This window comes from Flavobacterium sp. (genome assembly GCF_023151265.1).
GTDB lineage: Bacteria > Bacteroidota > Bacteroidia > Flavobacteriales > Flavobacteriaceae > Flavobacterium.
Map to the genome: position 1 here is coordinate 1 of NZ_JAKLJH010000083.1, position 12,798 is coordinate 12,798.

General features: G+C 33.3%; 10 protein-coding genes and 1 pseudogene. 4 read left to right on the forward strand and 7 right to left on the reverse strand.

The features are described from left to right. Positions 1-1,372: insulinase family protein (locus tag L6Q46_RS08825; RefSeq protein WP_291283996.1), on the forward strand; the 1,372-nt coding region annotated here is incomplete at its 5' end. 46 nt (positions 1,373-1,418) lie between these two features. On the opposite strand, the gene L6Q46_RS08830 is transcribed toward L6Q46_RS08825, so the two are convergent. Further along, the gene (locus L6Q46_RS08830; protein ID WP_291283997.1) at positions 1,419-2,288 is read right to left on the reverse strand and encodes an EamA family transporter; all 870 of its coding nucleotides are present in this window, start codon (positions 2,286-2,288) and stop codon (positions 1,419-1,421) included. A gap of 110 nt (positions 2,289-2,398) precedes the next feature. Here L6Q46_RS08830 and L6Q46_RS08835 point away from each other — a divergent pair, with 110 nt between their 5' ends. Beyond that, positions 2,399-2,767 carry a heavy metal-associated domain-containing protein gene (locus tag L6Q46_RS08835; protein WP_291283998.1) on the forward strand — a complete coding sequence of 123 codons (369 nt, stop codon included), beginning with the start codon at positions 2,399-2,401 and terminating at the stop codon, positions 2,765-2,767. A gap of 35 nt (positions 2,768-2,802) precedes the next feature. Here the strand turns inward: L6Q46_RS08835 and gldD are convergent, their stop codons facing one another. Genes gldD through mutY form a run of 4 tightly spaced genes read right to left on the reverse strand, consistent with a single transcriptional unit; the run spans position 2,803 to position 6,163 of the window. Next, entirely contained in the window at positions 2,803-3,363 is a 561-nt protein-coding gene (gldD, locus tag L6Q46_RS08840; protein ID WP_291283999.1) for a gliding motility lipoprotein GldD, read from the reverse strand. Positions 3,364-3,365: 2 nt separating this feature from the next. Beyond that, the gene (locus L6Q46_RS08845) at positions 3,366-4,658 is read right to left on the reverse strand and encodes a gliding motility-associated protein GldE (protein WP_291284000.1); all 1,293 of its coding nucleotides are present in this window, start codon (positions 4,656-4,658) and stop codon (positions 3,366-3,368) included. A 15-nt stretch (positions 4,659-4,673) separates the two neighbouring features. Then, on the reverse strand, positions 4,674-5,075 hold the full coding sequence (gene ssb / locus L6Q46_RS08850) for a single-stranded DNA-binding protein (protein ID WP_194094139.1): 402 nt from the start codon (positions 5,073-5,075) through the stop codon (positions 4,674-4,676). Between the two features lie 38 nt (positions 5,076-5,113). Beyond that, entirely contained in the window at positions 5,114-6,163 is a 1,050-nt protein-coding gene (gene mutY, locus L6Q46_RS08855; RefSeq protein WP_291284001.1) for an A/G-specific adenine glycosylase, read from the reverse strand. Between the two features lie 131 nt (positions 6,164-6,294). Here mutY and L6Q46_RS08860 point away from each other — a divergent pair, with 131 nt between their 5' ends. Beyond that, a complete protein-coding gene (locus L6Q46_RS08860; protein ID WP_008254909.1) occupies positions 6,295-6,588 on the forward strand; it encodes an HU family DNA-binding protein in 294 nt (97 codons plus the stop codon). Positions 6,589-6,848: 260 nt separating this feature from the next. Next, positions 6,849-8,399 (forward strand): ribonuclease E/G, encoded by a 1,551-nt coding sequence (locus L6Q46_RS08865; RefSeq protein WP_291284003.1) that lies wholly within the window; start codon positions 6,849-6,851, stop codon positions 8,397-8,399. A 61-nt stretch (positions 8,400-8,460) separates the two neighbouring features. On the opposite strand, the gene pbpC is transcribed toward L6Q46_RS08865, so the two are convergent. Both pbpC and L6Q46_RS08875 read right to left on the reverse strand, forming a co-directional pair. Next, positions 8,461-10,845: a penicillin-binding protein 1C gene (pbpC, locus tag L6Q46_RS08870; protein ID WP_291284002.1), complete on the reverse strand. Its 2,385-nt coding sequence runs from the start codon at positions 10,843-10,845 to the stop codon at positions 8,461-8,463. After that, positions 10,821-12,798, reverse strand: a pseudogene (locus tag L6Q46_RS08875) (alpha-2-macroglobulin family protein); the annotation flags it as partial. The gene pbpC and the pseudogene L6Q46_RS08875, both read right to left, overlap by 25 nt.

Here is a 12,798-nt window from a genome sequence, read left to right on the forward strand (position 1 = left end):
TAAAAAAGAAGTAGAAAAACTTTTTGGTAAATGGAGAAAAGCTACGGCTCCTCAGTTATCTTATTCTGAACCAAAAGACGTTCAGTACAGTCAAATCAACTTTATTGATACACCAAACGCTGTTCAATCTGAAATTGCTTTAGTAAACTTGTCAAACTTAAAAATGACAGATAAAGAATATTTTTCAGTTTTATTAGCTAACCAAATTTTAGGTGGTGGTGGTGAAGGAAGATTATTCTTAAACTTACGCGAAAAACACGGTTGGACTTATGGAGCGTACTCTTCAATTGGAGCTGGAAAATATATCAATAAATTCCGTTCAAGTGCTTCTGTTAGAAATACAGTAACAGATAGTGCTGTTGTTGAATTTTTTAATGAATTAAAAAGAATCAAAACAGATTTAGTTTCTGAAGAAGATTTAAGAAATGCTAAAGCAAAATACGTAGGTAACTTCGTAATGCAAATTGAAAAACCTTCAACTATTGCAAGCTATGCGTTGTTTAAAGAAACTCAAGGTTTATCTGAAGATTTCTATGAAAACTACATTAAAAATATCAACGCAGTTACTGCAGAAGATATTAAAAATGCAGCTAATAAATATTTCTTATCAGATAAAACTAGAGTGGTTATCGTAGGAAAAGCGGGTGATGTTTTACCTGGTTTAGAAGCGATGAGCAAAAAAGAAAAATTACCAATTTTCTACTTTGATAAATATGGTAATCCAACAGAAAAACCAGAGGTTAAAAAGCCAGTTCCTGCAGGAGTAACAGCTCAAACCGTTTTAAATAACTATATCAATGCAATTGGCGGAGAAAAAGCTGTTAAAAATGTAAAAACATTAGCGGTAATGTCATCTGGAACAGTTCAAGGAACTCCTTTAGAATTAGTAGTTAAAACAGCTCCAAAGAAAATGGGTGTTGAAATGAAAGCTATGGGAATGACTATGATGAAGCAAGTTGTAAATGAAAAAGAAGCGTATGCTGTTCAACAAGGTCAAAGAAAAGATTTTAAAGATCAAGATTTGAAAGATATGCAAGCGGAAGCTACAACTTTCAAAGAGTTAGCGTTGTTAACAGATAAAGACGTTACTTTAACAGGTATCGAAAATATTAATGGTGCTGATGCTTATGTTGTTAAAAACGGAAAATCTACTTACTACTACGACGTAAAAACTGGATTTAAAGTTGCAGAATCTAAAGAATTAGAGCAAGGTGGTCAAAAAATGACTCAGACTACTTACTATCAAGATTACAAAGACGTAAAAGGATTGAAATTCCCATACAAAACCATCATGAATGTTGGTATCGAAATCGAATTAATTACTACTGAAGTTAAAATTAACGAAGGTGTAACAGATGCTGATTTCAAATAATAAACAAAACATGAAATTCAGAAAGCGCTCAAGAAATTGGGCGCTTTTATTTTTTACTCGAAAAATAAACCCCAACTAAAACAATCAATGCGCCAATTAATTGGACTAACGAAAGTGTTTCATTCATAAATAAATTGCCTAAAATGAAAGCAACCACCGGAATAATATAAGTTACCGAAGAAGCAAAAACAGGTGATGACAATTGGATTAACTTAAAGAATAAAATATTTGAAAATCCAGTTCCAACTATTCCTAAAATGGCAATAAAACCTAAAGAAGTTTGCACTTTAGTTTCATGAATAATATCAAAAAAACCTGTAAAGTAAAGAACAATTAAAGCTGGGAAAAACATGATTAAAAAATTTCCCGTACTAATAGTTAATGGTTTTAAATCAGATAAGTATTTTTTAATTAAGTTGACATTGATTCCGTAAAAAATCGAGGCAATTACAATTAAGATTGCGTAGTAATAGTTTTCTGTAGTGTTTTCTCCATCTCCAAACAAAACAAGTAAAGCACAACCAATAAAACCTATGATTACTCCAAAAACTTGACTACGTTGTACACTCATTCCAAAAAAAAGTAATCCAGCCAATAGTGTATTCAATGGAGTTAATGAATTTAAAATCGAACTGATAGAGCCATCAATTTTTGAAAGCGCAAAAGCAAACAAAAAAGCAGGAATAAAAGTACCACACAAGGCAGTTAATGCAATATATTTCCATTTGTGTAGTGGAATTTGAGGGATTTGTTTAAATCCAACAACAATCAAAAACATAGCTGCAAAAAGAATTCGCAAACTTCCTAATTGCACCGAGTTTACACCTTTTAAACCCAATTGCATTAAGATGAAGGAGCTTCCCCAAACGCAGCCTAAAAAGCCTAATAAATACCATTTTGTCGAATTGTTTTCCATAGCGCTATTTTGTTCGTCAAAATTCAGGCTTTATTTTTAAAATAGCACTATGAAATTTTGTAATTTTGCATAGTCTTTATTTAGAGACTTTTAATTTAACATTTGTTAGTATGAAAAATTTAAAAAATATTGGTTTTGCGCTTTTAATGACACTTTCATTAGCAAGTTGTAAACAAGAAAACAAAGAAGTTGCAGTTGAAGAAACGAAAAAAGAAATCGTTTCTGAAGCAGATTTAGCTAAAATGCAAACCGCAAGTTTTACTATCGACGGAATGACGTGCGCTATGGGTTGTGCTAAAACAATCGAAAATAAATTAGCTGGACAAGAAGGTGTTGGGCAAGCGGTAGTAGATTTTGAAACTAAAATTGCAACTGTAAAATTCGACGCTGAAAAACAATCGTTAGAATCTCTAACTAAAACCATTGAAGGTGTTGCAGGTGGTGATTCTTACAAAGTAACGGAATCGAAAAAAATGTAATAAAAAAACGCCCTGAGATAATCAGGGCGTTTTTTTTATTGTTTCCATTCCAAAGTTTCCAAAATTCTTCGCATATCTTCTTTTAGATATTGTGCAGCTGGTAAAATAGAATCGAAATTAGGTTTAGCATAAAAATATACGCTTCCTACTATGAAGTTTTTTGTACTATCGGTAACGTAAAACTGAGCGTTTGTTGCTGCATTTCCACCTACTTCATAAAACATTCCGTAAACTTTTTTCTTGTCATTAATAAAAGGTTGTTCCACAATATCATCTGCTTTTACTACGTGATTGTAAGTTAGCGTTTGTGCATCACGCAATAATTTATCGATGTCATTATTAACTGATTTATGTGTTAGATAAATGGTAGCTTTCATCTTTGGATAATTAATCTCGAAAGCACATGACTTATCTTTTATGTTAGCCAAATCATTTTTCTCAAAAGTAAAGCTACAATCTGAATCTAATTTAGAATATTTGGCTTTTGGATATTCTAAACTTAAATGTCCTTTTGGTTTTGGCAAGGTTTCATCTCCACAAGAAATCAAACTTAAAAATAATCCCAAACAGCTTAATTTTACTATATTTTGTATCATAATTACAATAACGTAACTTTTATTTGTTTTATTCTTCTCTTATCAACATTTTCGATGGTAAAAATAAGATTATGGAATGTTATTTTCTGTCTTTTCTTTGGAAAATTTCCAGAAATCTCAAGTAAAAATCCAGCTAAAGTCTCGGCTTCACCTTTTTTACTTTCAAATTCATTTTCGTCCACTTCAATAATTCGATAAAAATCTTTCAAGCTGATTTTGCCTTCAAAAAGGAAATTTTTATCATCAATTTGAGAATAAATCAAATCTTCATCATCAAATTCATCACTGATATCGCCTACAATTTCTTCCAAAACATCTTCTAACGAAATAATTCCAGAAGTTCCGCCATATTCATCCACCACAACTGCTAAGTGGCTTTTCATGCCTTGAAAATCTTTCAATAAATCGTCTAGTTTTTTATTTTCAGGAACAAAGAAAGGCTGACGCAACAATTCAGTCCAATTGAAATCTTCGCTATCAATATGTGGAATCAAATCTTTAATAAACAGAATCCCTTCAATTTGATCGATATTTTCCTTGTAAACTGGAATTCGAGAATATCCTTTTTCTACAATTTTAGGCATTACTTGGGAGAAAGTCTCTTCAATATTCAAAGCAAAAACATCAATTCTTGGGCTCATTACTTGACGTACTTCGGTATTTCCGAAAGTTACGATGCCTTCTAAAATCTTCTGTTCACCATCAGTTGTGTCGTTTTGTGATGTTAGTTCTAAAGCTTGTGAAAGTTGATCAACCGAAAAATTTCCTTTTTGTACATTTAATTTTTTCTCGATAAAAAGAATTCCGTTTCGCATTGGAACGCTTATTGGAGATAAAATATTATTTAAAATAGAGATTGGGATTGCTACTTTTTTGGCAAACTCCATATTGTTTCGATTGGCGTATATTTTTGGTAAAACTTCTCCAAAAAGGAGGATAAAAAACGTTACTACCACAACTTCCATAATAAAGCGCAAAACAGAGGATTCAATCCCGTTGAATAAACGTCCGCTAAAAGAAGAGAAAATAATTACGATGGCAATATTTACAAAATTATTAGCTACTAAAATGGTTGCTAACAATTTTTTAGGTTTTTCTAATAATCTTGAAATAAGCGTTCCGCTGTTATAATCTTTATTTGAAATATCGTCAATATCTTTTTGAGATAAAGAAAAAAGCGCTACTTCTGAGCCTGAAATAAAAGCAGAACAAGCAAGCAATATTGCAATTGCTAGTATTCCAAAAAGGAATTCAAAGTCTATAGAATTAAGAAAACTGGCCGGATCAGGATCCAAATTAAATCAATTTAGTTAAACATTATAATCATCAGGCGCACTACCTGTTGGTAAAGAAGATTTACTTAAATCAGTATCTTTTTTGGTAGTCAAGAATGTAAATTCGGTTACCTGAATTTCAGTAGTGTATTTTGTAGCACCATCTTCTGCTTGCCATTGACGCGATTTAATTCGTCCTTCAATGTAGATTTTATCACCTTTAGAAAGGTATTTTTCGCAGATTTCAGCTGCTTTGTTTCGAACAACAATGTTGTGCCATTCTGTAGAAGTAATTTTTTCTCCGGTTGTTTTGTTGATGTAAACTTCGTTTGTCGCTAAAGGAAAACGTCCTATACAATTACCACCTTCAAAGTAGTGCATTTTTACTTCGTCACCTAAATGACCTATTAAAATAACCTTGTTTAATGTTCCGTTCATGGCTTATATATTTATTAGGGTTAATCAAAAATAGTAATTTAAAGTGAATTACAATAATTTGCAACGATAAAATTGTGAATTACTATTGGAAAAGGTAGTTTTTCAACTTCTGTAATTGGTTTTGAATCAGGTAATTTAGAGTCGAATTGCACCTCAAAAAAGCGAATATTTAAATGTTGGTGCGATAGTTTATGAAGCTTGACATCATTGTGAAGCGAAATAACTTCAATCGGTTGTAAATTGAAGAATTCCATTTTAGAAACTTTACTTATAATTTCATTTTCCGATAATTGTAACTCGGTTTCAAAAACTGGAAATTCGTATAAATTTTCCCAAATTCCTTTTCCTTCACGTTTTTGAACGATAAAGTTAGAATCGGAATCTTTTAAAATTAAATAATTTAAGTAACGAGGCGTGACTTTCGTCTTTTTGGTTTTAACCGGAAGTTGGTTTACTTTTTTATATTGAAGTCCAGTACAACTCGAATTTAAGACACAAGCTTCACAATTTGGATTTTTTGGAACACATTGCAACGCACCAAACTCCATAATCGCTTGGTTAAATAGGGCAGGATTCTTTTTGTCTAATGCCTCTTGAGCCAATTGTTGGAATTCTGTTTTAGTTTTCGGTAAAGAAATATCACTTTCAATATTAAAATAACGACTCAAAACTCTGAAAACATTACCATCTAACACCGCAACTGGTTCGTTAAATGAAAAAGAAGCAATCGCAGCTGCAGTATATTCGCCAACGCCTTTTAATTTTAGCAACTCTTTATAGTTAGATGGGAATTTGCCATTTAATTCAAAAGCAATGTGTTTTGCGGTAGCGTGCAAGTTTCTGGCTCTGGAATAATAACCTAATCCTTGCCATAATTTTAGCACTTGTTCTTCGTCTGCATTAGCCAAGTCAAAAACGGTTGGAAAAGCTTCGGTAAAAGACAGAAAATAAGGTAAACCTTGCGCTACTCTTGTTTGTTGTAGCATAATTTCTGAGAGCCAAATGTAGTACGGATTGGTTGTGTTTCGCCAAGGTAAGTCGCGCTTATTTTGTAAATACCAATGAATTAAAGAGTTAGAAAATTCCATGTTTTTATATTGGGACAACAAAAATAAATCTTTAGTAATTAAAATTTAATCAATTATGATTGATTTATTGTTTTTTTAATTCTTATATTTGCAAACTCAAAAAAATACACAAAATATAAATACGAAAGAAAATGACGAAAGCAGATATCGTAGCGAAAATTTCAGAGAAATTAGGACTTGAAAAAGGAGATGTTCAAGCAACAGTTGAGACTTTTATGGAAGAAGTGAAAAACTCGTTAGAAACTGGTGACAATGTTTATTTAAGAGGTTTTGGAAGTTTTATTATTAAAACAAGAGCTGAAAAAACAGGAAGAAACATTTCTAAAAATACTACAATTAAAATTCCTGCACACAACATTCCAGCATTCAAGCCTGCTAAAGTGTTTGTAGAAAGCGTTAAAGAAAAAACAGAAGTTACAGTATAAAAACTATTTATTAATCTAAACACCAACATGTTATGCCAAGTGGTAAAAAAAGAAAAAGACATAAGGTAGCAACTCACAAACGTAAGAAAAGAGCGAGAGCAAACCGTCATAAAAAGAAAAAGTAGTTTAAAACTACTTTTTCTTTTTTAGAAAAAAGTTCATTGAAATGAATCGATTTTAAATTGATTCCCAGGTACAACTGCCTGTAAAAAATGTTTAATCCATCTGTTCGCCTTGGCGAATGGATAAAAATGTACTGCATGAACAAAGAGTTAATTATTAGATCTGGTTCAGACGCTGTAGATTTTGCCTTATTAAAAGATGGAAAACTAATAGAATTACACAAAGAAGAAGAAAAGCAAAGCAATTTTGCGGTTGGTGATATTTTTATTGCCAAAATCCGTAAACCTGTTGCTGGTTTAAATGCCGCTTTTGTGAATTTAGGTCATGAAAAAGATGCTTTTTTGCATTATCATGATTTAGGTCCTAATCTTCCTTCTTTAATGAAATTCATTAAACTTGTAAGCGCAGGTAAATTAAAAGATTATTCACTCAAAAATTTTCCTTTTGAAGCTGAAATTGATAAAGACGGTGCTATAGCTGATATTCTAAGCGCCAATCAATCAGTTTTAGTTCAGGTAGTGAAAGAACCTATTTCGACTAAAGGTCCTAGAATTAGTTCTGAGATTTCGTTAGCCGGAAGATATGTGGTTTTAGTTCCTTTTTCAGACCGAGTTTCTGTTTCGCAAAAAATAGAATCGAGAGAAGAAAAAGACCGATTAAAACGATTGGTTCAATCCATTAAACCAAAAGGATTCGGTGTTATTGTGAGAACAGTAGCCGAAGGCAAAAAAGTAGCCGAACTAGACAAAGATCTACAAACACTTATGGACCGCTGGTCTGCAATGTGTAGAAGATTACAAACGGCTCATCATCCATCAAAAGTATTAGGAGAACTTAACAAAGCGTCTTCTATCTTACGAGATGTATTTAATGATACCTTCACAGGGATTCATGTTGATGATGAAGATTTGTATCTTGAAACGAAGGAGTATTTGCAAGAGATAGCTCCGGATAAAGTGTCAATCGTAAAACACTATCAGTCTAAAGAACTGCCTCTTTTTGAAAAATATAATATTGAGCGACAAATAAAAACGTCTTTTGGAAAAACAGTTTCCATGAGCAAAGGTGCTTATTTGATTATTGAACATACAGAAGCTTTACACGTTATTGATGTGAATAGTGGAAATCGTTCAGCAAAAGCAACTAGCCAAGAAGATACTGCTCTAGAAGTAAACATGATTGCTGCAGCCGAAATTGCACGTCAGTTACGACTTAGAGACATGGGCGGAATTATTGTAGTGGATTTCATTGATATGCAAAATCCAGAAAACCGCAAAGTATTGTACGATTTCTTAAGAGAAGAAATGAGTGACGATAAGGCCAAGCATAAAATCTTGCCTCCTAGTAAGTTTGGATTAATTCAAATTACTAGACAAAGAGTTAGACCAGAAGTTAATATTAAAACAAGAGAAGAAGACCCTAACAATGAAAATGGGGAAATTGAAGCTCCAATTTTAATTATCGACAAAATAGCGTCTGACCTTGAACGCATTATAAAAGACCATAAAAAAGTTGTGCTTAACGTACATCCATTTGTGGCAGCATACCTTACTAAAGGTTTTCCATCCTTACGTTCGAAATGGTTTTTCGAACATAAGAAATGGGTGAAAATTATACCTCGTGACGCTTACACGTATCTAGAATATCATTTCTTCGATAAAGAAGGAAATGAAATTATAGTAAAATAATATGGGATGTATCCTGTAAAATAAAAAACCGCCTTTCGAAAGATTAGCGGTTTTTTTGTTTTTATTCACTTTCAAATTGTACTTTTCGCCTTATTTCATTACCAAATTCATCTACTACAGTAATAACATGAAATCCTGTTGTAGCAAAAATAGGTTTCTCATGGAAGGTTTTTGTGTTCCCTACATATTTATCGTCTAAATACCAAAATAACTCTGCATCGGAATTAGAATGTGCTACTTTGATAATGGCAGGTTGTAGTTTGCTTTCAAAATCTTTAGTAAGTATGATTTTAGTATTCGCTTTTGGATAGATAAAATCCATACGTTTATCTTGTAAAGCATCAACACAATCGCTTCTATAAGGTGGTAAATTTTGATAGTTTACATTTTTACTTTTATAATACCATTCCATAACCGGAGGCAAAACAAACCAAGATTGGGCTACCATTTCATCAACGCTTTCGCAATTACTATTGACTCTAAATTGCTGATTTTTATCTAAATGAATGATTTTATGATATGGACAATTGTCTGTTTTCTTTGCTGTTTTTGGAATCCATTGTTTTGTTTTCGGGCAATGTTCTTGTGCTAAATAACCTGAAAGCTCACAAACTTCAACAGGGTCTAAATCGTTATACGGCATTTCAAACCATTTCGATTTTGGCAATAATCTGAATACATCAAACAGAATAGGAGCCGCACTATCAACTCCGGTTAACAATGGTCTTCCTTCTCCAGTTGCATTTCCAACCCAAATTCCCACAACGTAATCTTTGGTAACACCAATTGCCCAAGCATCTCTACTTCCAAAACTTGTTCCTGTTTTCCATGCGATTTCTAATGAAGAATCGTAGAATTTCCAAGCCTCATCACCTTCTGGTCGGTTCACTTCTTTCATAGCATTAAAGGTTTGCCAAATAGCGCCTGCACCAAAAATGTTTTTCTGACGCGAACTAGTACCAAAATCAGGTTGAAAATTAGCATCATAATTCAAATTTAGCATTTCATTCTTACGATATTTAGCATCGTTTCGATTGAAATAGGTTAGCGTAGATGACATGTATGCATACGCTTTACACAAATCCCATAAATTCGATTCCGCACCACCTAAAATCAATGATAAACCATAATTTGAAGGTTGACGATTCACATTTCGCAATTTCAATTGCTGTAATTTTTCATAAAACTGATTCACTGAATAATCTTGCAACATCAAAACCGATGGAATGTTCAACGAACGCGCCAAAGCTCTACTCGCAGGAACAGCACCATCATAAGTTAAATTAAAATTCTGAGGTGAATATCCTGAAATCTGGGTAGGAACATCGGGAACCAAAGTTTGTGGTAAAATATAGCCGTCATTCAACATGGCAGCATACAAATACGGTTTTAAAATACTTCCAGTACTTCGTGGCGCTTCAATAATATCAACGTCTTTTTGATGTTCTTTGTCGGTTGGACTGTTTCCAACATACGTGATTACATTTCGAGTTTTGACATCCACCACCAAAACCGAAATATTATACACCTGATTTTGTTTATAGTAATTATAATATTGCTTCACAATTTCGTTAGTACGCTCTTGCAAATCCAATTGAATGGTGGTTTTTATTTTTTCTCCCGGATGTTCTTTTGCTACTTTTTGAACCAAATGAGGCGCAATTTGAGGTACGTCAAAAGGTTTTTGAGGTAAACTTTCTTGCAATGATAATTCGTAAGTTGCTTTGTCAATGACTTTATCGGTGTACAATTTTTTTAGCAATCTGTTGCGTTTTGCTAATAATCGTTCTTGATTTTTTCCAGGATAAATTAAACTTGGCGCATTGGGTAAAACTGCTAAAGTAGCTGCTTCAGCCCATGATAATTGATGCGGTTGCAATCCAAAATATTTCCAAGATGCCATTTCTAAACCTACAACATTGCTTCCAAAAGGCGCATGCGCACAATACAATTCCAAAATCTTATCTTTCGAATGGCGAAATTCTAAACGCGTTGCGAGAATCATTTCAATTCCTTTTTCAAAATAGGAACGCGATTTTCCTTTTCGGTGCAAACGAATTACTTGTTGAGTTAGCGTACTTCCGCCACGAACGACTCGATTTGCTTTTTGATTTTGTTTAAAAGCATGATACATGGAAATTGGGTTAAACCCAAAATGCTTATAAAAATGTTGGTCTTCAAAAGCAACAATACATTTCTGAAATTTATGAGGAACACTATCACTTTCTGGAAAACGCCATTGTCCATCAGAAGCGATTTTAGCTCCTAAAAGTTGTCCATCTTGACTTTCAATTACAGTGGAATAGTTGTTCTCGAAAAGTTGTCTTGGGAGTGAAAAATAGTAAACTACCACAAGCAGTAAGCTTATGGCAGTTTTAATTTTATTATTTCTGATTTTAGTTTTTAATCGAGTAAACCAACTTACTCTTTCACTATTTGCACCCATTGTCCTTTGGTTCTTGCCAAATAATTATTGTCGTACATCGCTTCACATTGCACTCCAGGGAAATAATATTTTCCTAAATAAGTGGCATTCAATAGCATCGTAAACGTTTTGGTTTCACCAGCTCTGATTCCGAAATAGAATTGTGTTCTATCATCGCGAATATCAATGTAATCGGCTTTGTTTTCGGCGTAACTTCCAAAATCGGTATAACGTGAGTTCATGATTTCAAATCCAGAAGGAACAATTTGTGAAAGTGCTACATTTTCTAATGTTTCATCCGATTGATTTCTAATAGTTACTTGAGCTACGATTTCCGTTCCTTGTTTTACAGAACTTAAATTCAGAACAGTTCCTTTTCTATCTTTATAAACTACCGACGTTGAGAAGTTTTTCTGAATTTCTTTTTCTTGTCCAACAGGTAAAATTCCACTATTTAATACACGAACATAAAGCGTTCCGTTATTTTTATTTTGAATCGTCACCGAATTAGAACCATATTTCGCTACTAAATTTCTATCTACAAATGCTTTTTTAGAGCTAATAGTTTCCGATTTTCCAGCTATAGAATATGTCATATTCACACCTTTTCCACCATTTTTAAGAGCGAATTTTGACATCGCATACAATCCAAAAGCGGTAGTTTGCGTACTCATATAACGATTAGACGATAAATCTTTGGCTAATTTGTTTGCCATTTCATACGCTTTCGTTTTGTTATCTACCAAAATGTACGTTTCTAAAACCATCGCTCTATTTCGTTCTTCTGAATAATGCGGCTTTCTTTTGACCAGCTAAAGCATAAGCAGCTGCTAATCGCAATTTCGATTCGTTTGAGATTCCAGTAGTTTCTCTAAGTCTGTTCATTGAACCCATATCGGCCGAGCCTGCTAATGCTAAGGTATATAAACGATATGCTTGAGCAAAGTCATTGCGATATTGTGCATTGAATCGCCATTTTTTAGCTTCGGATTGTTGGAACGAAATCCATTTATTTTTAAATCCGATTGGTAAAACATAACCTTTTTTCTCTGCTTCAATTAAGAAATGTCCTGCATAAGAAGTTGCCCAATCATCCACATAATTATTCCCTTGCCAATAACTTAATCCACCATTTGATAGTTGGAAATTGCCTAATTTTTGAATTCCAGCATTAATATTTCGTTGAATTTCCGCTTTTTTATTGGCATCAATATCCATAATATCCGCCAAATACAATTGTGGAAATACTGCCGAAGTCGTTTGCTCCACACAACCATGCGGATACTGAATCAAATAACTCAATCGTCCATTGAAATTGATGGTTGGGAAAGACGAAACTTCTAATCTTGCTTTATTACTTCCTGCTACTCCAAATGTTTTCCAATTGATTGTTTTGGAACCGTTTACCGGAATTACCATGTCTACATAATCATTCGTAACTGGATTCGGATTCTTAATATCAACTTCCACAGCATAGGTCGATTTTTCTTTTCCTGATGTCGCAACGACTTCTATTTTTCCAATTCCTGTTGCGCTTCCAACTTCTAAATTAAAGTAGACTACTTTTTCATCTGGTGAACTGAAACTTACATTTTGAGTTGCGTTTCCAATAATTCGTACTCCGTTATTTGTTTTTAATTGCACATTAACGTTTTTCACTTGGCTTTCCATTGCGAAAACAGTTACAGGCAACATTATTCTTTCGTTTGGAGAAATTTTTCTTGGTACCGAAGCTAAAACCATAACAGGTTTTCTCACAAAAGAAGTTTTTTCTACACTTCCGTAAGCACTTGTTTTAGCATCTCCAGCAACAACCATTGTTCGTACCGAACCAACGTAATTTGGTAAAGTAATCGTATGCGATTTGGTTTGCCCTTTTTCCAATTTGAATGGTCCTAAATAAATTACAACTGGTTTAAATCGGTTGGCTTTTTTCGCATTTCCACCTGCTAAATCTTGGTCGCCACCAATACT